Origin of the sequence: Streptomyces gilvus (genome assembly GCF_022513565.1) — a bacterium.
Taxonomy (GTDB): domain Bacteria; phylum Actinomycetota; class Actinomycetes; order Streptomycetales; family Streptomycetaceae; genus Streptomyces; species Streptomyces gilvus.
The window spans coordinates 31,818-52,236 of sequence record NZ_JAKWBE010000036.1; the positions used below are offsets into that span (position 1 = coordinate 31,818).

Genomic DNA, 20,419 nt, shown 5'->3' on the forward strand with positions numbered 1-20,419 from the left:
TTGGTGAGGTTCAGCCGGGTATGCCGGCGGCGAGCAGGTCCACGAAGCTGACGTCCTCGCGCGCGACGCCGAAGACCTCGGCCCGCAGCATGGTCCGCTCGGCCCAGGCGCGGTGCGGCTTCACCTCGTTCATCTTGTTCGTGTACGCCGATCTGAGCACGCCCCCGCCGCCCCGCTCGGGCCGCAGGATGTCCGCGGCGTCGCTGAACTCCTCGTGGCTGACCACGGACAGCGCGTGCACGGGCAGGACGTGGGTGGGGTGGATGCAGGTCTTGCCCAGCAGACCGTTGGCCTGGTCCAGGGAGATCTCCCGCAGCAGCCCGTCCATGGCGTGCTCGATCAGTTTCTCGCGCAGTTCGACGGCCTGCCCCTCGAGGAAGGGGCTGGTGCGCAGGAGCGGCTTGAACATGCGCTCCGGTACGCGGAAGTACTCCCAGACCGGCCCGGTCACCGTGAAGCCGGTGCCGTCGGCCCGGCCCAGCATGTTCACCACGTCGGCGATCACGGAGGCGACGATCTGGACGTCGTAGGCGGTCATGTCGGGGGCCCGGCGCAGGCCGTAGGAGGCGCAGAAGTCGGTGACGCCGAGGCGCAGCGCGAGCACGCGGTCGCGGTACTTGTCGACGGTGCGGGCGATGCCCTCCAGGGCGGCCACCCGCGACTCCCGGTACATCAGCTCGGGGGTCTCGAGGACGGGCATCCCGAACAGCCGGTGGCCGCTCGCGCTCTCGGCGTGCGCCAGGGCCTCCAGGAAGGGGATGCCGCGCTCCTCGGTGAACTTCGGGAACACGAATCCGGACAGCAGCCGCACGTCGGCGCCCAGTCGCGCCACGAGATCGGGGATCTGCTCGGCGGCGCGGACCCGGATGAACAGCAGCGGAAGCCGGCCGGGGTCCCTGGTGGCCAGGTCGGCGAACTGGCGGACCAGGTTCTCCTCCCCCGCCGGCACGTCCGCGTCGTCGATCGAGTCCTCCAGGCACAGCACCATCGAGACGACGCCGTGCCCGGCCTGTTTGACGACGTCGTCGGCCAGCCTGGGCCGGGTCGCCGGACTGTACAGCGTGGCGCCCAGGGCCGCGGCGAGCAGCCGGGCCGGGGAGTCCGTGCCGAACTCGCACGGCTCCTGATGGAACAGACGCCGCCGCACCTCCGGGGCGATGTGCCCGAAATGACGCATAAAACTCCCCCGTGGCACAAGGTAAGCCTGTGGATTCTGAGAACAGGTGGCCGGTAATAGTACGTACCGGCCCTTGTCAGGGGTTCCCGTCGGGCATGAATTTCCGGTAACGCCCGCGGACACACCCGTGGTGCGGTGCCGCCCCCGCGTTGTCGTGACCAGGACCGAGAAGGCAGGATGACCGCTATGACGCACGCGATGCTGAAAGGGTCGAACGTCCCGCTCGAGGCCACGGCGGTGCGCGCCGTGCTGCGCTGGACGCCCGGGCAGGGGGTCCCGGAGGTCGACGCCTCCGCGCTGCTCCTCAACCCCGACGGCCGTGTGCGCTCCGACGAGGACTTCGTCTTCTACAACCAGCCCCGGCACCCCTCCGGGAAGGTCAGGCTCCTCGGCAAGAAACGTACCGCCGAGGGTCCCACCGATACCATCCAGACGGACCTGGCCGGTGTCGAGCCCGACGTCAGCCAGATTCTCCTGGTCGCTTCGGCGGACGACGTCACCTTCGACCGCGTACAGGGCCTGCGCATCCTGCTGTACGACGCCTCGGTCGCCGACGGTGAGCCGCTGGCCTACTTCGACATCACGCCCCAGACCGGCAAGGAGACGGCGCTGATCTGCGGTGAGCTCTACCGCCGCGACAAGCGCTGGAAGTTCCGGGCGCTGGGCGAGGGCTACTCCAACGGTCTCAAGGGTCTGGCCACGGACTTCGGCATCTCGGTCGACGAGTCCGACCCGGAGCCGCCGGCCGCGCAGCCCCACGCGCTGCCGCCGGAACAGCCCACCGGGGTCCCGTCCCAGCCGGCCTACGGCTTCCCCCCGCAGCCCGCCACGACCCAGCCCGCCTACGGCTACCCCCAGCCCACCCCCGCGACGACGGCGGCGGCCTCGGGCGACCAGTCCGGCTACGGCTACCCGCCGCCGGTGGCGACGCTCCCCAACCCGGATTTCCGGCTGCCCCCGCAGGGGCCGCAGTTCATCCGGCCCTGACGGGCGCGGGCGCTACACCTTGGTCTTGTAGCCCCGTCCCCACTGCAGTCCCCAGCCGTACAGCCGGTCCAGCTCCGCCTGGAAGCCGTAGACGAACTTGACCTCGCGGCGGACGACCAGTTCCTTCCGCACGTTCTCGATCATGACGACCGCGCAGGACCGGGCCTGGGGGTGGCGTTCGTCGAGGTGGATCTCGATGCGCGGCCCGTTGCTCGGGTACAGCGTCACGATGGCGTGCGTGCGGTCGAACGCCGGGGTCTGGTCGTAGATGTAGACGAACACCAGCAGGCGTTTGATCTGCTCCCGGTGGTCGAGGTTGATGTACATGTCCTCGCCGGAGCCCGACCCGAACCGGTCGTCGCCGCTGAGCTTGACGTACGGCGGCGCGTTGACGTCCCCGAAGTAGCCCCCGAGGGGCTGTACGACGCCCTTGGAGCCGTCGGTCAGCTCGTACAGGCATCCCAGGTCGAGGTCCACGTTGACCATGCTCTGGCTGTGGCCCATGACCTCCGGCGGGCGCAGCGCCTTGAGCGGGTGCCGCAGCAGCGACTCGCGCTGCGAGCCGCCGATGTCGGACGTCCGCATCCGCCAGCTCAGGTTGACCCGCAGATGCCCGCTCGCCGCCTGCTGCTTGGTCAGGGAGACGTAGTGGTGCCGTTTGGTCAGCTCGATCGCGTTCGTCGCCGCGCTGCCCGAGTCGAAGTCGACCTCACGGCCGCGCCACAGTCCGTCCAGAAAGCCCATTCCCGCCCCCACTCGTGCCCCGCACGTCACCCCGACGACCGGCGGGGCGGCCGGAGGCCCGGCCGCCCCGCTCAGAGCGTTCCCTCACCCGCGGGTGTGTCACACCCCGGAGGAGATCTCAGCCTTCTCGTCCGAGCCCGTCCCTTTTCCCTCGGCGGCCGCCAGTTTCTGGTTGCGGCGCACGGAGGACCAGAAGGACCAGCCGATCAGGACGACGCCGACGAGGCCGGTGATGACCTCGTTGATCTGGTACTGGATGGTGACCATGAGGATCACGGCCAGCGCGCCGATCGCGTAGTGCGCGCCGTGCTCCAGGTAGACGTAGTCGTCGAGGGTGCCCTGGCGGACCAGGTAGACGGTCAGCGAGCGGACGTACATCGCGCCGATGCCCAGACCCAGCGCCATCAGCACGATGTCGTTGGTGATGGCGAAGGCGCCGATGACACCGTCGAAGGAGAAGGAGGCGTCGAGCACTTCCAGGTACAGGAACATGAAGAAGGCGGCCTGGCCGGCGAGGACGATGGCCGGTTTCTTCTTCCCGGTGCGCTCGGCCTCTTCCTCCTCCTCGTGCTCGCGTTCCTCCTCCGCCTCCAGGCGGTCCTCGAAGAAGCCGGACAGACCGCCGACGATCATGTAGGTGATCAGTCCGGCGATGCCGGCGATGAGGACGGTCTGCGCCTTGTCGACGTGGCCGCCGCCGTGCTGGTGGGCGTGGGCGGCGAAGGTGAAGGAGGTGATCAGCAGGACGATCAGGGCGATGCAGACCGCCAGCATGTCGACCTTGCCGAGCTTGGCCAGCGGGCGCTCGATCCAGCGCAGCCACTGGATGTCGCGGTCCTCGAAGATGAAGTCGAGGAAGATCATCAGCAGGAACATCCCGCCGAACGCGGCGATCGCCGGGTGGGCGTCGGTGACCAGCTGCTGGTAGCGGTCCTTGTTGTTCAGCGCGAGGTCGACGGCCTCGATGGGGCCCATCTTGGCGGTGACCGCGACGATGACGACGGGGAAGACCAGCCGCATGCCGAACACGGCGATGAGCACGCCGACCGTGAGGAAGATCTTCTGCCAGAAGGCGTTCATCTTCTTCAGGATCCCGGCGTTGACCACGGCGTTGTCGAACGACAGGGAGATCTCGAGGACGGCGAGGATCGCCACGATGCCGAATGCCTCCCACCCCCCGTAGAAGACCGCGGCGACCAGGCCGAGCGCGGTAATCGCGAACGACCAGCCGAAGGTTTTCAGAAGCACTGGCTACCCAATCGTGTGTGTACGGGTTTCCCCCGTGCCGTACCCGGCTTTACTCACTGTTGACCACGGAGTCTAGAGGGAGAAGCCACAGGGCCGTAGGGGCGGGGCCCGCTCCCCCGCGCCGTACTCGGCTTTACGAGACGTTGACTCCGAAGTCTAGAGCGATTCCCCTGAGCCCCGACGCGTACCCCTGACCGACCGCACGGAACTTCCACTCGCCCTGGTAGCGGTAGACCTCGCCGAAGATCATGGCCGTTTCCGTGCCGGCGTCCTCGCTGAGGTCGTAGCGGGCCAGTTCCTGTCCGTCGGCCTGGTTGACGACCCGGATGAAGGCGTTGGAGACCTGGCCGAAGGTCTGGCCGCGCTCGTCCGCCATGTGGATCGAGACCGGGAAGACGATCTTGTCGCACTGGGCCGGCACCTTGGCTAGGTCGACCAGGATCGACTCGTCGTCGCCCTCGCCCTCACCGGTGAGGTTGTCGCCGGTGTGCTCCACCGAGCCGTCCGGGCTCTTGAGCTGGTTGTAGAACACGAACCACTCGTCGCCCAGCACCCGTCCCCCGCTGCACAGCAGGGCGCTGGCGTCCAGGTCGAAGTCGGCGCCGGTGGTGGAACGCGCGTCCCAGCCCAGCCCGATCATCACCTGGGTCAGGTTCGGCGCGGCCTTGGACAGGGAGACGTTGCCCCCCTTGGCGAGCGTGACGCCCATGATGCTGGTCCCTCCCCGAGTCGGTGCTTCTCTGCTGCTTGTCCTGCGCTCCCCCAGAGGGGGCACCCCCCAGGCGCCGCGCGCAGACGGCGCGGCGCCGGGCGGGCAAGGCGCGTCTCAGACGTTGACGCCGAAGTCCTGGGCGATGCCGCGCAGGCCGGAGGCGTAGCCCTGGCCGATGGCGCGGAACTTCCACTCCGCGCCGTTGCGGTACAGCTCGCCGAAGACCATGGCCGTCTCGGTGGAGGCGTCCTCACTCAGGTCGTACCGGGCGATCTCCTGTCCGCCGGCCTGGTTGACGACGCGGATGAACGCGTTGCGGACCTGGCCGAAGGACTGCTGGCGGTTCTCGGCGTCGTAGATCGACACCGGGAACACGATCTTGTCGACGTCGGCCGGCACGCCCGCGAGGTTGACCTTGATGACCTCGTCGTCGCCCTCGCCCTCACCGGTGAGGTTGTCACCGGTGTGCTCGACCGAGCCGTCGGGGCTCTTGAGGTTGTTGAAGAAGACGAAGTTCTGGTCGCTGGCGACCTTGCCGGCACTGTTCAGCAGCAGCGCGCTGGCGTCCAGGTCGAAGTCGGTACCGGTCGTCGTCCGGACGTCCCAGCCCAGACCGACGAGCACCGCGGTCAGGCCCGGGGCCTCCTTGGTCAGCGATACGTTGCCGCCCTTGCTGAGGCTGACTCCCACGAGTCCTCCATTGGTTTCCAGGGCGGGGAGCCCCGCCGTGCGTTTGACATCGGATCAACGAATCGATCCTAGTGACGGGTTCCCGCCGTACGCATGGCTTGCCACCGAAGAATCACAGGGTGTCGAGGGCCTTGACGTACTCGTTCAGGTCACGGGCGTCGGGGAGGGCGTTGACGACGGTCCAGCGGACCACGCCGTCCTTGTCGATGACGAAGGTGCCGCGCACCGCGCAGCCCTTGTCCTCGGCGAAGACGCCGTACGCGCGCGAGACCTCGCCGTGCGGCCAGAAGTCGCTGAGCAGCGGGTACTCCAGGCCCTCCTGCTCGGCGAAGACGCGCAGGGTGTGGATGGAGTCGTTGGAGACGGCGAGCACCTGGGTGTCGCGGTCGGAGAACTGCGGCAGGTTGTCGCGCACCTCGCACAGCTCGCCGGTGCACACACCGGTGAAGGCGAAGGGGTAGAAGAGCAGGACCACGTTCTTCTCGCCATGGAAGTCGGAGAGCTTCACGGTGGCGCCGTGGTTGTCCTTGAGCTCGAAGTCGGGGGCCTTGTCGCCGACCTGGATCGCCATCGGGGTTCCGTCCCTTTCGGTGGGCTGTTCGGGTGACGTCCACCCTACGCAGCGATCACCGGAGGCCGGTGGACGGGCCGAGTACGACGCCCGGCCCGTCCGTGGGTGGCTACTTCTTGGACTTGGCCGCCTTCGGCGTCACCAGCCGGCTGCCGCTCCAGTCCTTGCCCACGCTGACGCTCTTGGAGGCGGACAGCCCCGCCGTCGTCGCGGCTTCGGAGATGTCGCTCGGCTCGACGTATCCGTCCCGGCCGGTCTTCGGCGTCAGGAGCAGGATCGACCCGCCTTCTTCGATGTACGTGGTGGCGTCCACCAGCGCATCGGTCAGGTCGCCGTCGTCGTCGCGGAACCAGAGCACCACGGCATCGGCGACGTCGTCGTAGTCCTCGTCCACCAGGTCACTGCCGATGACTTCCTCAATGGCCTCGCGGAGTTCCTGGTCTACGTCGTCGTCGTAGCCGATCTCCTGGACCACCTGCTCGGGCTGGAACCCCAGCCTCACGGCAGGGCTCGTCTCCGCGTGGTCCGCGGTCGCGCTCACGGGTTGCCTCCTGATCTTGTTTTTGGGTATGTCTCAGCCACGCGCGTGCGCGAGGCATTGGCCGTAGTCCACACGGGCGGGGCGGATCGCGCAAGTACCCGGCCGTTCAGACCGCCGAAACGGTGACGTTCCTGGCCGTGTCACCGCAACTCCAGGCACGACGCCCACGTCGTCAGTGACCTGCACCACACCGTTGTGCCCGCTTTGCGGCATTGGGAACCCGGGACTCCTGAGACGGATCTCGATTACCTCTCAGTAGAGATGACGTTTGCTTTCCCGAGGTACACGATGGGGAACGGTGCAGACACACCGAAAAGCAGCTCAAAAGCTGCCCTCAGCAGCCCTCTGACAGGTAAGGAACAGCGTGGCTTCCGGATCCGATCGCAACCCGATCATCATTGGCGGCCTTCCGAGTCAGGTTCCTGACTTCGATCCCGAGGAGACCCAGGAGTGGCTCGACTCCCTCGACGCCGCCGTCGACGAGCGGGGCCGTGAGCGGGCCCGCTACCTGATGCTGCGGCTGATCGAGCGGGCCCGCGAGAAGCGCGTGGCCGTGCCCGAGATGCGCAGCACGGACTACGTGAACACGATCCCGACCAAGGCCGAGCCGTTCTTCCCGGGCAACGAGGAGATCGAGCGCAAGGTCCTCAACGCGACCCGCTGGAACGCCGCGGTGATGGTCTCCCGCGCCCAGCGACCCGGCATCGGGGTCGGCGGTCACATCGCCACGTTCGCCTCCTCCGCGTCCCTCTACGACGTCGGCTTCAACCACTTCTTCCGGGGCAAGGACGACGGTCTCGGCGGCGACCAGGTCTTCTTCCAGGGCCACGCCTCCCCCGGCATCTACGCGCGCGCGTACCTGCTCGACCGGCTCAGCGAGGAGCAGCTGGACGGCTTCCGCCAGGAGAAGTCGAAGGCCCCCAACGGCCTGTCCTCCTACCCGCACCCGCGCTCGATGCCGGACTTCTGGGAGTTCCCGACGGTGTCGATGGGCCTCGGCCCGATCGGCGCGATCTACCAGGCGCGGATGAACCGCTACATGCAGGCGCGCGGGATCGCCGACACGTCGAAGTCGCACGTGTGGGCCTTCCTCGGCGACGGCGAGATGGACGAGCCGGAGTCGCTCGGCCAGTTGTCCATCGCCGCCCGCGAGGGCCTGGACAACCTGACCTTCGTCGTCAACTGCAACCTGCAGCGCCTCGACGGCCCGGTGCGCGGCAACGGCAAGATCATCCAGGAGCTGGAGTCGGTCTTCCGGGGCGCCGGCTGGAACGTCATCAAGCTGATCTGGGACCGCTCCTGGGACCCGCTGCTCGCGCAGGACCGCGACGGCATCCTCGTCAACAAGATGAACACCACGCCGGACGGCCAGTTCCAGACGTACGCCACCGAGTCCGGCGCGTACATCCGCGAGCACTTCTTCGGTGACGACCAGCGGCTGCGCGCGATGGTCGAGAACATGACCGACGACCAGATCCTGCACCTGGGGCGCGGCGGGCACGACCACCGCAAGATCTACGCGGCGTTCAAGGCGGCCACCGAGCACAAGGGCCAGCCCACGGTCATCCTCGCCAAGACCATCAAGGGCTGGACGCTGGGCCCCAACTTCGAGGGCCGCAACGCCACCCACCAGATGAAGAAGCTGACGGTCGACGACCTCAAGCGCTTCCGTGACCGGCTGCACCTGCCGATCTCCGACAAGGAGCTGGAGTCCGGCGCGCCGCCGTACTACCACCCGGGCCGGAACTCGGAAGAGATCCAGTACATGCACGACCAGCGCAAGCAGTGCGGCGGGTACGTCCCGACGCGTGTCGTGCGCGCCAAGCCGCTCGCGCTGCCGGACGACAAGGCGTACGCGACCGTGAAGAAGGGCTCGGGCCAGCAGTCCATCGCGACGACCATGGCCTTCGTCCGTCTCCTCAAGGACCTCATGCGGGACAAGGAGCTGGGGCGTCGCTTCGTGCTGATCGCGCCGGACGAGTACCGCACGTTCGGCATGGACTCCTTCTTCCCGAGCGCGAAGATCTACAACCCGCTCGGCCAGCAGTACGAGGCGGTGGACCGCGATCTGCTGCTCGCGTACAAGGAGTCGCCGACCGGCCAGATGCTGCACGACGGCATCTCGGAGGCCGGCTGCACCGCCTCCCTCGTCGCGGCGGGCTCGGCCTACGCGACGCACGGCGAGCCGCTGATCCCGGTCTACGTCTTCTACTCGATGTTCGGTTTCCAGCGCACCGGTGACCAGTTCTGGCAGATGGCCGACCAGCTGGCGCGCGGTTTCGTGCTGGGCGCGACCGCGGGGCGCACGACGCTGACCGGTGAGGGTCTGCAGCACGCGGACGGCCACTCGCAGCTGCTCGCCTCGACGAACCCGGCGTGCGTCGCGTACGACCCGGCGTACTCGTACGAGATCGCGTACATCGTGCAGGACGGGCTGCGGCGGATGTACGGCGGATCCGAGGAGCATCCGCACGGCGAGGACGTCTTCTACTACCTCACCGTCTACAACGAGCCCATCCAGCACCCGGCCGAGCCGGCGGACGTGGACGTCGAGGGCATCCTCAAGGGCATCCACCGGCTCTCCGAGGGCACCTCGGGGTCGATCCCGGCGCAGGTGATCGCGTCCGGTGTGGCCGTTCCGTGGGCGGTGGAGGCACAGCGGATCCTCGGCGAGGAGTGGAACGTCAAGGCGGACGTGTGGTCGGCGACCTCCTGGAACGAGCTGCGGCGCGAGGCCGTGGCGGTGGAGGAGCACAACCTGCTGCACCCCGAGGAGGAGCAGCGGACGCCGTACGTCACGCAGAAGCTGTCGGGGGCGCAGGGGCCGTTCGTGGCGGTGTCCGACTGGATGCGGTCGGTGCCGGACCAGATCGCGCGGTGGGTGCCGGGGACGTACCAGTCGCTGGGGGCCGACGGGTTCGGCTTCGCGGACACCCGGGGTGCGGCGCGGCGGTTCTTCCACATCGACGCGCAGTCGATCGTGGTGGCGGTGCTGACGGAGCTGGCGAAGGAGGGGAAGGTGGACCGGTCGGTGCTCAAGCAGGCGATCGACCGGTACCAGCTGCTGGACGCGTCGGCCGCGGATCCGGGTGCGGCGGGCGGAGACGCGTGACCCTGACCGCGGGTCGGTGAGTCGAAGGGCGGCGGACTGTGATCCCGCCGCCCTTCGCTGTTTCCTTTCCGGTTTCTTTACGATGCGGGCATGGAGCAAGAAACGGCGCAGGCGCGCTGGGAGCACCTCACCCAACGGCCGCTGCTGGCGCTGGCCGTCGTGTTCGCCGTCGCGTATGCCGTGCCGATCGTGGACCACTCGGCGGGGCATGCGCTGACGCAGGTGTGCACGGTGGTCGAGTGGGTGGTGTGGGGGGCCTTCGCCGGGGACTATGTGACGCGGCTGGCGCTCGCCCGGCGCCGCAAGGAGTTCGTGCGCCGGCACTGGATAGACCTGTGCGCGGTCGTGCTGCCGATCCTCCAGCCGCTGCGGCTGCTGCGCATGGTCGCGACGCTGATGCTGGTGGGGCGGCGGGCGCGGATGGCCAACCAGATCAGGCTGACGACGTACGTCGGCGGGGCGGTCGTCGGGCTGCTGATGTTCGGCTCGCTGGCCGTGCTGTCGGTCGAACGGGACTCACCGGACGGGAACATCCGGACGCTGGGTGACGCGCTGTGGTGGTCGTTCACGACGATGACGACCGTCGGGTACGGCGACCACGCCCCGACCACCGGTCTGGGCCGCATGATCGCCGTCGGTCTGATGCTCTCCGGCATCGCGCTGCTGGGTGTGGTGACCGCGAACATCGCCGCCTGGTTCCTGGCCCGCTTCGAAAAGGACGACGCGGAGGAACAACGCCAGACCCAGGCCATCGAATCCCTCACGGAAGAAGTCCGAGCCCTGAGAGCCGAGGTAGCGGCCCTCCGCGACCTGTCGGGCGACCACGACAACCCCACGCCCATGACAAGCCCCCGCCTCTGAACGCCCCCGAGCCGGTCCCGCGCGTGGGACACTCCCGGTTCGCCCAGGGCCCGCCGGGATCAAGCGGCTGCCCGCCCAACTGCGGGCCATGGCGAGCCAACCACAGACGATCGCCACGGGGCCGAGAGTAATGTCCGCCCAGCCCGAACAGGACTCCCCCAGATCCGCAGCGATGGGTCCGTGACCACGCCCCCTCGCATCACCCCGCGCATGAGGCGGGCCCCCGGTCCATCAGCCGGGGGCCCTTCCCTCACCTTGCCCCGGGTCAGAACAAGCCGTTGCCCGGGGTGGCCGCTCCCGCCAACCACACGATGGCCAGGAGCGTGTCAATGGCGCCCAGTACGAAGGCGACCAGGGCCGGAATCGAGCGACTGCCCGCCCAACTGCGACCCATGGCGAGCCAACCACACACGATCGCCACGGGGCCGAGGATGATCCCCAGAACGAAAAACCCGGCGACCGCGCAGATGACTCCGATGATTCCGAGCGTCGCGCGATCCGGCCCGGTCCGTGACCACGTCCGGCTACGTGACCGGGGGTACCTGCGCGTTCCGTGTCCGAAGCCCGCCATCATCAACTCCCTGAACCCCGGGGTCTGTTCGGGGTTCAAACATGCGGGTACCCCCGGATCGGCGATTAATCATCGGGCTGTCGGCGCGCTGTCCCCCTCCGGCAGCGCGCCGCAGCACCGGTCCGCCCTCTCCGGAGGGCCTGACCCACTGTGACCTGCGGCGCGCACCGGAAGCGAGGGATCTTTAGCCCCTTCACCCTGATAGGGGAAGTTCCTTGAAGATCCGTCAGATCCGTCAGATCCGTCAGATCCCTCAGATGTGGCCCACTCCGGCGCCCGCGTCCGCGTTCGCGCCCCGCTTGGTGAGCAGCGCGACGAAGACCGCGACCACCGCGACACCGCAGGCCACGAGCGACGCCAGGCTCATCCCGGAGATGAAGGTGTCGTGCGCGACGTCCGTGATCTTCGCGACGATCGTCTCCGGCGTGCCCTTGGCCACCGGCGCCACACCGACCTGGACCGCCTCGGAGGCCTGGTCCAGCTGGGCCGGGGTGAGCGGCGGCAGACCGGCGTCCTTCCAGTTGCCCGCGAGGTCGCCGTCGACCTTGGAGGCCATCACGGCGCCCAGCACCGCCGTACCGAGGCTGCCGCCGATCTGCATCGCGGCCTGCTGCAGACCGCCGGCGACACCGGACAGCTCCATGGGCGCGTTGCCGACGATGACCTCCGTCGCGCCGACCATGACCGGCGCGAGACCGAGGCCGAGCAGCGCGAACCAGAGGGACATCACGGCGCTGCCGGTGTCCACCTTCAGCGTCGACATGCCGTACATCGCGATCGCGGTGGCCGCCATGCCGCCCGCCAGCGGGATCCGCGGGCCCAGCTTGGTGATCAGCGCGCCCGCGAGCGGCGAGCCGACGATCATCATCCCGGTGAGCGGGAGCAGATGGAGACCGGCGTCGATCGGCTTCATACCGTGGACGTTCTGCAGGTAGAACGTCACGAAGAACAGGCCGCCCATGAACGCGATGGCCATCAGCACCATCAGCACGACACCCGCGGACAGCGGGACCGAGCGGAACAGGCCGAGCGGGATCAGCGGCTCCTTGACCTTCGTCTCCCAGAAGGAGAAGAGGGCGAAGCCGACGAGGGACACGGCTATGAACGTCCACGTCTTGCCGTCGCCCCAGCCCCAGGTGGGCGCCTTGATCAGGGCCCAGACCAGGCAGAACATGGCGCCGGAGAGCAGCGCGATGCCGAGCAGGTCGAAGGAGCGCGGCGCGTTCTCCGCGCGGTGGTCGAGCAGGATCAGCAGGCCCAGCACCAGCGCGATGGCGCCGACCGGCACGTTGATGAAGAACACCGACTGCCAGTTGACGTGCTCGACGAGCACTCCGCCGAGGATCGGGCCGCCGGCGGTGGAGGCGCCGATGACCATGCCCCAGATGCCGATGGCCATGTTGAGCTTCTCGGCCGGGAAGGTGGCCCGCAGCAGGCCGAGCGCGGCCGGCATCAGCAGCGCGCCGAACAGGCCCTGCAGCACGCGGAAGGTCACGACCGCGGCGATGCTGTTCGACAGGCCGATGGCGCCCGAGGCGGCGGCGAAGCCGGTCACGCCGATCAGGAATGTCTGGCGGTGGCCGAAGCGGTCACCGAGCTTGCCCGCGGTGATCAGGGAGACCGCGAGGGCGAGGAAGTAGCCGTTGGTGATCCACTGGACGTCGGCGAAGCTCGCGCCGAGGTCCTTCTGGATGGCCGGGTTGGCGATGGCCACGATGGTGCCGTCCAGGGCCACCATCATGACGCCGACCGCGACCGTGATGAGAGTGAACCAGGGATGGCCGCGGAGTCCGGACGAGGACGGCGACCCGTCCGACGGGACCTCCGGCGCGTCGCCCCCCGACCCCGTCGTGTCGATGGTCTGACTAGTCATGCGTTCGAGGCTAATGGCAGCCACTGACAGTTGACGAATCAAATCAGAAGCCGGTAACTGACACCCATGGAAACACTGCGCGAACGCAAGAAGCAGCGCACCCGGGAAGCCCTGCTCAGGGCCGCCGCCGAACTGTTCACGACCCGCGGCTACGAGGGCACCACCGTCGACGACATCGCCGAGGCCGTCGACGTCTCCCAGCGCACCTTCTTCCGTTACTTCGCCGGCAAGGAGGAGGCCGCGCTCGCCCTCCAGGGGCTGGTGGTGACCCGGTTCGTCCAGGCGGTCCGCGAGCGGCCGGCCGGCGAGGCGCCGATGGAGGCGCTGCGGCAGTCGGTGCTCCAGGGCTGGGCGACCCTGCACGAGGTGATCGAGGCCGTCGTACCGGTGGAGCTGTACCTGCGGCTGTACCGGGTCGTCGAGTCGACGCCCGTGCTGCTGGCCGCGCATCTGCGCCGCAGCGAGGAGATCGAGGAGACCCTCGCGCGCCTGCTCGCCGAACGGGAGGGCGTGGACGTGGACGCCGATCCGCGGCCGCGGCTGGCGGTGGCGGTGTTCGGCGGGGTGATGCGGGTGACCGAGCGGCAGTGGGTGGCTCGCGAGGACTTCGGTCTGGAGGAGATGCGCGCGTTGACGGTGTCGTACCTCGAACAAGTGGGACCGGCACTTACCGAGAACTGGCGGACACGCTGAGACACGATCAGGTGGTCGTGCGTTTATCGAAACGTGATACCTGTCACTCGGCTCACGCGAGACCCTCTCGTTCTCCTAGTGTGTCCTCCCAGTGACTTCCTTCGACACCTCCCCGCAACTGAACGTCTGGCGCGCACTGCTGGCCCTGTCCGTGGTGTTCGTGATGCTGGCGACCACCGGATGGACCGCTCTGCGCAGCCACGGCGTGAAGACCCCCCTGCAGGCCTCGCTCTCCTCGTGGGAGCACGGACGCCTGCACGGCCACCGGCTGCCGGACCCCGACGCGACCCCCGCGCGGCTGTCCCGGTTCTTCGCCTCGCTCACCGCCCAGGAGAGCGCCGCCCTCGTGCGCCGCTATCCGCTCGCGGTCGGCAACATGAACGGCGCGCCCGTCGCCCTGCGCTACGAGGCCAACCACCTCGCGCTCGGCCGGCAGCGCAAGGTCGAGCTGAAGCGCATGCACGACCCGCGCCTGACGCCCGCCGGGCAGCAGGAGGCGGGCCGCCGTATGCACCGCTACGAGCAGCTGATGAGCCCCGGCCGGCAGATCCTCGCCTTCGACCCGGAGGCCTCCGGACGCGTCGCCGAGGTGCTGGGCGACCTGCAGCACGCCCAGCGCGTGTCGGTCGTCGTCCCCGGCGTCGACACCGACCTGCTCACCTTCCAGAAGACCTACCGCCCCTACTCGGCGCCGGTCGGCATGGCGAAGTCGCTGTACGCGGCCGAGCAGTCGGCGAGCCCCGGCACGCGGACGGCCGTGATCGCCTGGGCCGACTACACGGCCCCCGCCGGACTCGGCATCGAGTCGGCGACCGGCGTGCGCGCGGCCGAGGGCGCGGTACGGCTGAACGCCCTGCTGCGGGCCCTGCCCGGCCGTGCGCCGGTGTCGCTGTTCTGCCACAGCTACGGCTCGGTGGTGTGCGGGGTCGCCGCGCACGCGCTGCCGCGCCGGGTGGCCGACATAGCGGTGGCCGGAAGCCCCGGGATGCGCGTGGAGAAGGCCGCCCACCTGCACACCTCCGCCCAGGTGTGGGCGATGCGGGACGCCACGGACTGGATCCAGGACGTGCCGTACCTGGAGCTCGGCGGCCTGGGGCACGGGGCGGACCCGGTGTCGTCCGCGTTCGGGTCGCGGGTGCTGTCGGCGCAGCGCGCCAAGGGGCACGCGGGCTATTTCGCGCCCGGCACGGACAGCCTGCTGAACTTCGCGGAGATCGGCGTTGGCGCGTACCGCTCGGTGCGGTGTGCGCACGACGATGGTGCGTGCCGCGCGGGTTTGTCCGGCTCGGCGGCGGCCCAACGCGCGTAGCACCGCAGAAACTGCGGTCTGCGCGGGGTGGCGACGAAGGAGCGGGTCGTGCATACGATGAGCCGCATGGGTGACGTACTGGCCGGATTTCATGCCGCCTGGGAGTTCGAGTCCGACTCCGTGCTCATCCGTTACGAGCGGGGGCTGCGAACACCGAAGCTCTTCCAGGCGCTGGGGGAACGGCGGATCCCGCTGGAGGCGGTGTCGGGTGTGACGCTGGCCCCGGGCAGACGGGGCACGGTCGTGCTGCGGGCCGAGCTGCGGGCCGGGGCCGACCCGCTGCTGGAGGCGGCGGCCGGACAGCTGAAGGAGGGGTGCGACCCCTACCGGCTGGTGCTGCCCGGCGAGCGCGAGACCCTCGCCGAGTACTACGCCGACGAGCTGAAGTCCGCGCTGAGCGGCGATGCCGAGCCCGCCGACCGTTTCCTGGTGGCCGCTCCCGAGGCGCCGAGGCAGTTCAAGGCGTACGACGCGAAGGCGTCCTTCGACGGCAAGACCGTGAACTTCCGGTGGTTCTGGACGGGCGCGTCCTCGGCGAAGTGGAAGGCGGGCGACCAGAGCTTTCCGGTCACCGCTCTGAGCGGGGTCGAGTGGCGCTCCCCCGAGGTCTTCGAAGGCCATCTCCGGCTGCTGCGGCGGGACGGGGCCGAGGCGCCCGCGCAGCCCGACCAGGATCCGGCGGCCGTGGTGTTCGGCCTGGGATACGGGCCGGTGCACGAGTCGCTGCCGTTCGCGGCGACGGTCCTGGCGGCGATCCGCAGCTGCGGGCCGCTGCCGGCGGCGCCGGCCCGCCGGGACCCCGCCGACATCGCGGAGCGCATCCGTCACCTGGGCGAGCTGCATCAGGCGGGCCTGGTGACGGACGCGGAGTTCTCCACGAAGAAGGCGGAACTGCTGGCGGAGCTGTGAACTACTCCCGGCCGGCGGAGGTGAACGTCATGTCCGCGTACCGGTCGCCCGCCACCTTCGCCGCTATCGGCTCCAGCAGGGCCAGCTCGTCCTCGGTCAGCTCGATGGCCGCCGCCCGCGCGTTCTCCTCCACGCGGCCCGGCTTGCGGGTGCCCGGGATGGGGATCACGGGGAGGCCGTGCACCGCCGCCCGCTGCTGGACCCAGGCGAGCGCCACCTGCCCGAGCGACGCGCCGTGCGCGTCGGCCACGGCGCGGATCGGCTCCAGGAGGCCAGCGTTGGCGGCCGCGTTCTCCCCGGTGAAGCGGGGCTGCTGACGGCGGAAGTCGTCGGCGCTCAGCTCCTGGTCGGCGTTGGTGAAGGCCCCGGTGAGGAAGCCGCGGCCGAGCGGGGAGTACGGCACCAGGGCCACACCCAGTTCGCGGGCGGCGGGCACCACCTGCGCCTCGATGTCCCGGCTGAACAGGGACCACTCCGACTGCAGGGCCGCGATCGGGTGCACGGCGTGGGCGGTGCGCAGTTCCTCCGCGGTGACCTCGCTGAGCCCCAGGTGCTTCACCTTGCCCTCGCGCACCAGCTCCGCCATGGTGCCGACGCTCTCCTCAAGCGGCACGTTCACATCGCGCCGGTGCATGTAGTAGAGGTCGATGACGTCGACGTCCAGCCGCTTCAGGCTCGCCTCGACGGCCTGGCGGATGTACGGCGGGTCGTTGCGGACGATCCGGCGGGTGGGGTCGTCCGGCGGGATCGACAGGGCGAACTTGGTCGCGATGACGACCTGGTCGCGGTGGGCCTTGAAGAACGGCGAGAGGAACCTCTCGTTCTCGCCCTGGCCGTAGGCGTCCGCCGTGTCGAAGAGCGTGACGCCCAGCTCCAGGGCCCGCTCCAGGGTGGCGCGCGACTCCTTCGCGTCGGAGGGGCCGTAGGCGAAGCTCATGCCCATGCAGCCGAGGCCCTGTACGCCGACCTCGAGGCCGCTCGCGCCCAGCGGTGCGGTCGGAATCCTGCCGTCGGTCATCGAACCTTCTCCCCCTCGTAGGCACGGACGCGCTCCGCGTCCGCGTAGAAGCTGATCTTCCGGTCCAGCACCGCGAGCGTGTCCTGCAGCTCCGCGATCCGGGCCAGCACGTCCCGCCGCGTCGCCTCCAGCAGCTCGAACCGCTCGCCGTAGGTGTGGTCGCCCTCGCGCACCAGCTCCGCGTACCGCACCATGTCGGCGACCGGCATTCCGGTGAGCCGGAGCTTGCCCACGAGGTCGAGCCAGTCGAGGTCGCGGTTGCTGTACCGGCGCTGGCCGGTGTGCGAGCGGTCGACGTGCGGCATCAGGCCGATGCGCTCGTACCAGCGCAGGGTGTGCGCGGTCAGCCCGGTGAAGGCGACGACCTCGCTGATGGTGTAGCTGTCCTGGCCTTCCGGGCGCCGGTGCGGATGGGGCGGGGCGCCGCAGGAGTCGGTCCTGGTAGGGGTGGTCTCCATCACCGTCATGGCCTCAACGCTATGGCCTTGGAGTGCGCTCCAAGCAAGCGGAATCGGTAAGAAACCGTCCGCCGGCCTGACCCCACGAGAAGCAGGAAGCGGAAGCGGCTTAGGCTCGTCGGCATGTCCTTGCAGAGCCTCGCGCTGATCGAAAACTGGCCGGTTCCCGTCGCCGCGGCGGGTGTGGTGCGGGCCGACGGGACGGTCCTGGGCACCCACGGCCCCGTCGACCGGCGTTTCCCGCTGGCCTCGGTGACCAAGCCGCTCGCGGCGTACGCCGCGCTCGTCGCGTACGAGGAGGGCGCGATCGAGTTCGACGAGCCCGCCGGGCCGGCCGGCTCGACCGTACGCCATCTGCTCGCGCACACCTCCGGTCTCGCCTTCGACGAGCACCGCGTGACGGCCCCGCCCGGCGAGCGGCGGCTGTACTCCAACGCCGGTTTCGAGCAGCTGGGCGACCACATCGCCAAGGCCACGGACATCCCGTTCGCCGAGTACCTGCGGCAGGCGGTGCTGGAGCCGCTGGGCATGACGTCCACCTCGCTGGAGGGCTCCCCGGCGAAGGACGGCGTGTCGACGGTGGCGGACCTCCTGCGCTTCGCCGCCGAGATCCAGGCGCCGCGCCTGCTCGACCCCCGAACGGTCGCGCAGGCGATGACCGTCCAGTACCCGGGCACCAAGGGCGTGCTGCCGGGCTACGGCCACCAGAACCCCAACGACTGGGGCCTCGGCTTCGAGATCCGCGACTCCAAGTCCCCGCACTGGACGGGCTCCTCGTCCTCGCCGCGCACCTTCGGCCACTTCGGCCAGTCCGGCACGTTCCTGTGGATCGACCCGGACGCCGGGTGGGCGGGCGGGAACGGCACAGGGCTCGCGTGCGCCGCATTGACGGATCGCGCGTTCGGGCCGTGGGCGATCGAGGCGTGGCCGCCCTTCACGGACGCGGTGCTGGCCGAGGCGCGCTGAGCTTCCGCGGGCCCCTTCAGGGCGCGGTCGCCATCTCCCACATCAGCAGCTCCGCGTTTGTCACCCCGACCGCCTCCAGGTCCTTGGCGTCCGTCAGCCGGGCCGCGTCCCCCCGCCCCAGCTCCACGCCGTCCAGGGTCACGTCGCCGCGCGCCACGTGTACGTACACGAACGCCCCGTCCGGGACCGCGGTGCGCTCCCCCTGCGTCAGGCGGCGCACGTGGAGCATCGCGGCCGCCTCCGGGACCGCGTAGGGCGTGGAGTCGGCGATGCCGCGGACGATCTCGTACGACGGGTCGCCGCCGGGCCGCAGGGGGGCCAGCCACATCTGGACGAAGGTCAGGGGGGCGGGGCCGTCGTTGCGCTCCACGTGCCGTACCCCCGCCGCCGCGCTCAGCCGCTGGACGTCGCCGGGGCGGACGGTCGTCTCGTGGCCCTGGGAGTCGCGGTGGGTCAGCTCGCCCTCGACCACCCAGGTGACGATCTCCGTGTGGCTGTGCGGGTGTTCGTCGAAGCCGGCGCCCGGGGCCAGCCGCTCCTCGTTGCAGGCGATGACCGCGCCGAAGCGGAGGTTGTCGGGGTCGTAGTGCGGGCCGAAGGAGAAGGCGTGCCAGGACTCGATGCCGGCCGCCGCGTCGCCCCCGGGATAGCGCTCCGCAGCGCGCCGTACGTCCATCACGTACCCCAAGGTAGCGGCGCGGCGGGAGCTGTGCGGCCGTCACCCGCAACCCTGCTCGGCACACTTCCGTCCGGATGAGGCAGTCTTGTCCCCGTGCCCGAACCCGAAGCCAGCAAGCCCGAAGCCACCCGGTCCGACGTCCATCCGCACGCGGCGACCCTGAAGCGGCTGGAGAAGTCCTCCGGGAGTCTCGCCGCGCAGGCCATCGCGCGGATGGACGAGACGCTGCCGTGGTACCGGGCGATGCCCCCGGAGAACCGTTCCTGGATCGGGCTGGTCGCCCAGGCCGGTATCGCCGCCTTCACCGAGTGGTTCCGGCACCCCGACGCCCCGCAGGCCATCTCCACGGACGTGTTCGGGACGGCGCCGCGCGAACTGACCCGGGCCATCACGCTGCGGCAGACCGTGGAGATGGTGCGCACGACCATCGAGGTCATGGAGTCCGCCATCGACGAGGTGGCGGCGCCCGGCGACGAGAGCGTGCTGCGCGAGGCCCTGCTCGTCTACGCCCGTGAGATCGCCTTCGCCACCGCCCAGGTCTACGCCCAGGCCGCCGAGGCACGCGGTGCCTGGGACGCCCGGCTGGAGTCGCTCGTCGTCAACGCGGTGCTCAGCGGGGAGGCCGACGAGGGGGCGGTGAGCAGGGCGGCCGCCCTCGGCTGGAACGCGCCCGAACATGTCTGTGTCGTGCTGGGGACCGCCCCGGACGGGGACTCCGAGCTGACGGTGGAGGCCATCCGGCGTGCCGCCCGGCACGCCAAGCTCCAGGTGCTGACCGGGGTGCTCGGCGACCGGCTCGTCGTCATCGCCGGCGGCAGCGACAACCCGCTCGGCGTCGCCAAGTCGCTGATCGGCCCTTATGCGGCCGGACCCGTGGTCGCGGGACCCGTCGTACCGGACCTGCTGGCCGCCACCCGGTCCGCGCAGGCCGCCGCCGCCGGGCTCAAGGCGTGTTCCGCCTGGCAGGACGCGCCGCGCCCGGTGCTGGCGGACGATCTGCTTCCGGAACGCGCGATCGCCGGTGACCCGAGTGCGCGCGAGCAGTTGGTGGAGGAGATCTACAGACCGCTGGAGGAGGCCGGCTCCGCCCTTCTGGAGACGCTGTCGGTCTATCTCGAACAGGCGTCCAGTCTCGAGGGCGCGGCCCGGATGCTCTTCGTTCACCCGAACACCGTGCGCTACCGGCTTCGACGTGTGACTGACGTCACCGGTTGGTCACCCTCTGATGTACGCTCCGCTTTCACCCTGCGCATCGCGCTGATCCTGGGGCGTCTGGCCGATGGGGATCTCCCCGCCTAGT

19 protein-coding genes and 1 pseudogene are annotated in these 20,419 nt (G+C 69.7%); 8 read left to right on the forward strand and 12 right to left on the reverse strand.

Going from position 1 to position 20,419, the window contains the following annotated elements; translation table 11 throughout:
* Positions 1–10: 10 nt before the first annotated feature.
* Positions 11–1,177, reverse strand: a complete 1,167-nt coding sequence (locus tag MKW14_RS35800; RefSeq protein WP_240870235.1) for an HpcH/HpaI aldolase/citrate lyase family protein — start codon at positions 1,175–1,177, stop codon at positions 11–13.
* Positions 1,178–1,363: 186 nt separating this feature from the next.
* Here MKW14_RS35800 and MKW14_RS35805 point away from each other — a divergent pair, with 186 nt between their 5' ends.
* Positions 1,364–2,164: a TerD family protein gene (locus MKW14_RS35805; protein WP_240870306.1), complete on the forward strand. Its 801-nt coding sequence runs from the start codon at positions 1,364–1,366 to the stop codon at positions 2,162–2,164.
* 12 nt (positions 2,165–2,176) lie between these two features.
* Here the strand turns inward: MKW14_RS35805 and MKW14_RS35810 are convergent, their stop codons facing one another.
* The 6 genes from MKW14_RS35810 to MKW14_RS35835 all read right to left on the reverse strand — a co-directional run bounded on the left by MKW14_RS35810 (position 2,177) and on the right by MKW14_RS35835 (position 6,670).
* Positions 2,177–2,908, reverse strand: coding sequence for a TerD family protein (locus MKW14_RS35810; RefSeq protein WP_240870236.1), 732 nt, complete (start codon positions 2,906–2,908; stop codon positions 2,177–2,179).
* 99 nt (positions 2,909–3,007) lie between these two features.
* Positions 3,008–4,156: a DUF475 domain-containing protein gene (locus tag MKW14_RS35815; RefSeq protein ID WP_240870237.1), complete on the reverse strand. Its 1,149-nt coding sequence runs from the start codon at positions 4,154–4,156 to the stop codon at positions 3,008–3,010.
* 133 nt (positions 4,157–4,289) lie between these two features.
* Complete coding sequence (locus MKW14_RS35820) at positions 4,290–4,865, reverse strand: TerD family protein (RefSeq protein WP_240870239.1); 576 nt, start codon at positions 4,863–4,865, stop codon at positions 4,290–4,292.
* Between the two features lie 117 nt (positions 4,866–4,982).
* Entirely contained in the window at positions 4,983–5,558 is a 576-nt protein-coding gene (locus MKW14_RS35825; RefSeq protein ID WP_240870240.1) for a TerD family protein, read from the reverse strand.
* 112 nt (positions 5,559–5,670) lie between these two features.
* A complete protein-coding gene (locus MKW14_RS35830; RefSeq protein WP_240870241.1) occupies positions 5,671–6,129 on the reverse strand; it encodes a peroxiredoxin in 459 nt (152 codons plus the stop codon).
* Between the two features lie 109 nt (positions 6,130–6,238).
* Positions 6,239–6,670: a DUF3052 domain-containing protein gene (locus MKW14_RS35835; RefSeq protein ID WP_133041255.1), complete on the reverse strand. Its 432-nt coding sequence runs from the start codon at positions 6,668–6,670 to the stop codon at positions 6,239–6,241.
* 364 nt (positions 6,671–7,034) lie between these two features.
* Between MKW14_RS35835 and aceE the strand changes: the two genes are divergently transcribed.
* Positions 7,035–9,782 (forward strand): pyruvate dehydrogenase (acetyl-transferring), homodimeric type, encoded by a 2,748-nt coding sequence (gene aceE / locus MKW14_RS35840; RefSeq protein ID WP_240870243.1) that lies wholly within the window; start codon positions 7,035–7,037, stop codon positions 9,780–9,782.
* A gap of 90 nt (positions 9,783–9,872) precedes the next feature.
* Positions 9,873–10,643 (forward strand): potassium channel family protein, encoded by a 771-nt coding sequence (locus tag MKW14_RS35845; RefSeq protein ID WP_240870246.1) that lies wholly within the window; start codon positions 9,873–9,875, stop codon positions 10,641–10,643.
* A gap of 265 nt (positions 10,644–10,908) precedes the next feature.
* On the opposite strand, the gene MKW14_RS35855 is transcribed toward MKW14_RS35845, so the two are convergent.
* Complete coding sequence (locus MKW14_RS35855) at positions 10,909–11,217, reverse strand: small hydrophobic protein (protein ID WP_240870308.1); 309 nt, start codon at positions 11,215–11,217, stop codon at positions 10,909–10,911.
* Positions 11,218–11,445: 228 nt separating this feature from the next.
* Positions 11,446–13,087 (reverse strand): annotated as a pseudogene (locus MKW14_RS35860) (MFS transporter); the annotation flags it as partial.
* A gap of 66 nt (positions 13,088–13,153) precedes the next feature.
* Between MKW14_RS35860 and MKW14_RS35865 the strand changes: the two are divergent.
* From MKW14_RS35865 to MKW14_RS35875, 3 genes are all read left to right on the forward strand, one after another.
* Positions 13,154–13,780: a TetR/AcrR family transcriptional regulator gene (locus MKW14_RS35865; RefSeq protein ID WP_240870251.1), complete on the forward strand. Its 627-nt coding sequence runs from the start codon at positions 13,154–13,156 to the stop codon at positions 13,778–13,780.
* A gap of 91 nt (positions 13,781–13,871) precedes the next feature.
* Positions 13,872–15,089, forward strand: coding sequence for an alpha/beta hydrolase (locus MKW14_RS35870; RefSeq protein ID WP_240870253.1), 1,218 nt, complete (start codon positions 13,872–13,874; stop codon positions 15,087–15,089).
* 57 nt (positions 15,090–15,146) lie between these two features.
* Complete coding sequence (locus MKW14_RS35875) at positions 15,147–15,998, forward strand: DUF4429 domain-containing protein (RefSeq protein ID WP_240870309.1); 852 nt, start codon at positions 15,147–15,149, stop codon at positions 15,996–15,998.
* A gap of 1 nt (position 15,999) precedes the next feature.
* Here the strand turns inward: MKW14_RS35875 and MKW14_RS35880 are convergent, their stop codons facing one another.
* Both MKW14_RS35880 and MKW14_RS35885 read right to left on the reverse strand, forming a co-directional pair.
* A complete protein-coding gene (locus MKW14_RS35880; protein WP_240870254.1) occupies positions 16,000–17,016 on the reverse strand; it encodes an aldo/keto reductase in 1,017 nt (338 codons plus the stop codon).
* Positions 17,013–17,483: a MerR family transcriptional regulator gene (locus tag MKW14_RS35885; RefSeq protein WP_240870255.1), complete on the reverse strand. Its 471-nt coding sequence runs from the start codon at positions 17,481–17,483 to the stop codon at positions 17,013–17,015. The genes MKW14_RS35880 and MKW14_RS35885 overlap by 4 nt, the downstream gene beginning before the upstream one ends.
* A 114-nt stretch (positions 17,484–17,597) precedes the next feature.
* On the opposite strand from MKW14_RS35885, the gene MKW14_RS35890 reads away from it, so the two are divergent.
* Entirely contained in the window at positions 17,598–18,440 is an 843-nt protein-coding gene (locus tag MKW14_RS35890) for a serine hydrolase domain-containing protein (protein WP_240870257.1), read from the forward strand.
* Positions 18,441–18,456: 16 nt separating this feature from the next.
* Here the strand turns inward: MKW14_RS35890 and MKW14_RS35895 are convergent, their stop codons facing one another.
* A complete protein-coding gene (locus MKW14_RS35895) occupies positions 18,457–19,116 on the reverse strand; it encodes a pirin family protein (RefSeq protein WP_240870310.1) in 660 nt (219 codons plus the stop codon).
* Positions 19,117–19,212: 96 nt separating this feature from the next.
* Here MKW14_RS35895 and fasR point away from each other — a divergent pair, with 96 nt between their 5' ends.
* Entirely contained in the window at positions 19,213–20,418 is a 1,206-nt protein-coding gene (fasR, locus tag MKW14_RS35900; protein ID WP_240870258.1) for a fatty acid biosynthesis transcriptional regulator FasR, read from the forward strand.
* The last annotated feature ends 1 nt before the right edge of the window (position 20,419 follow it).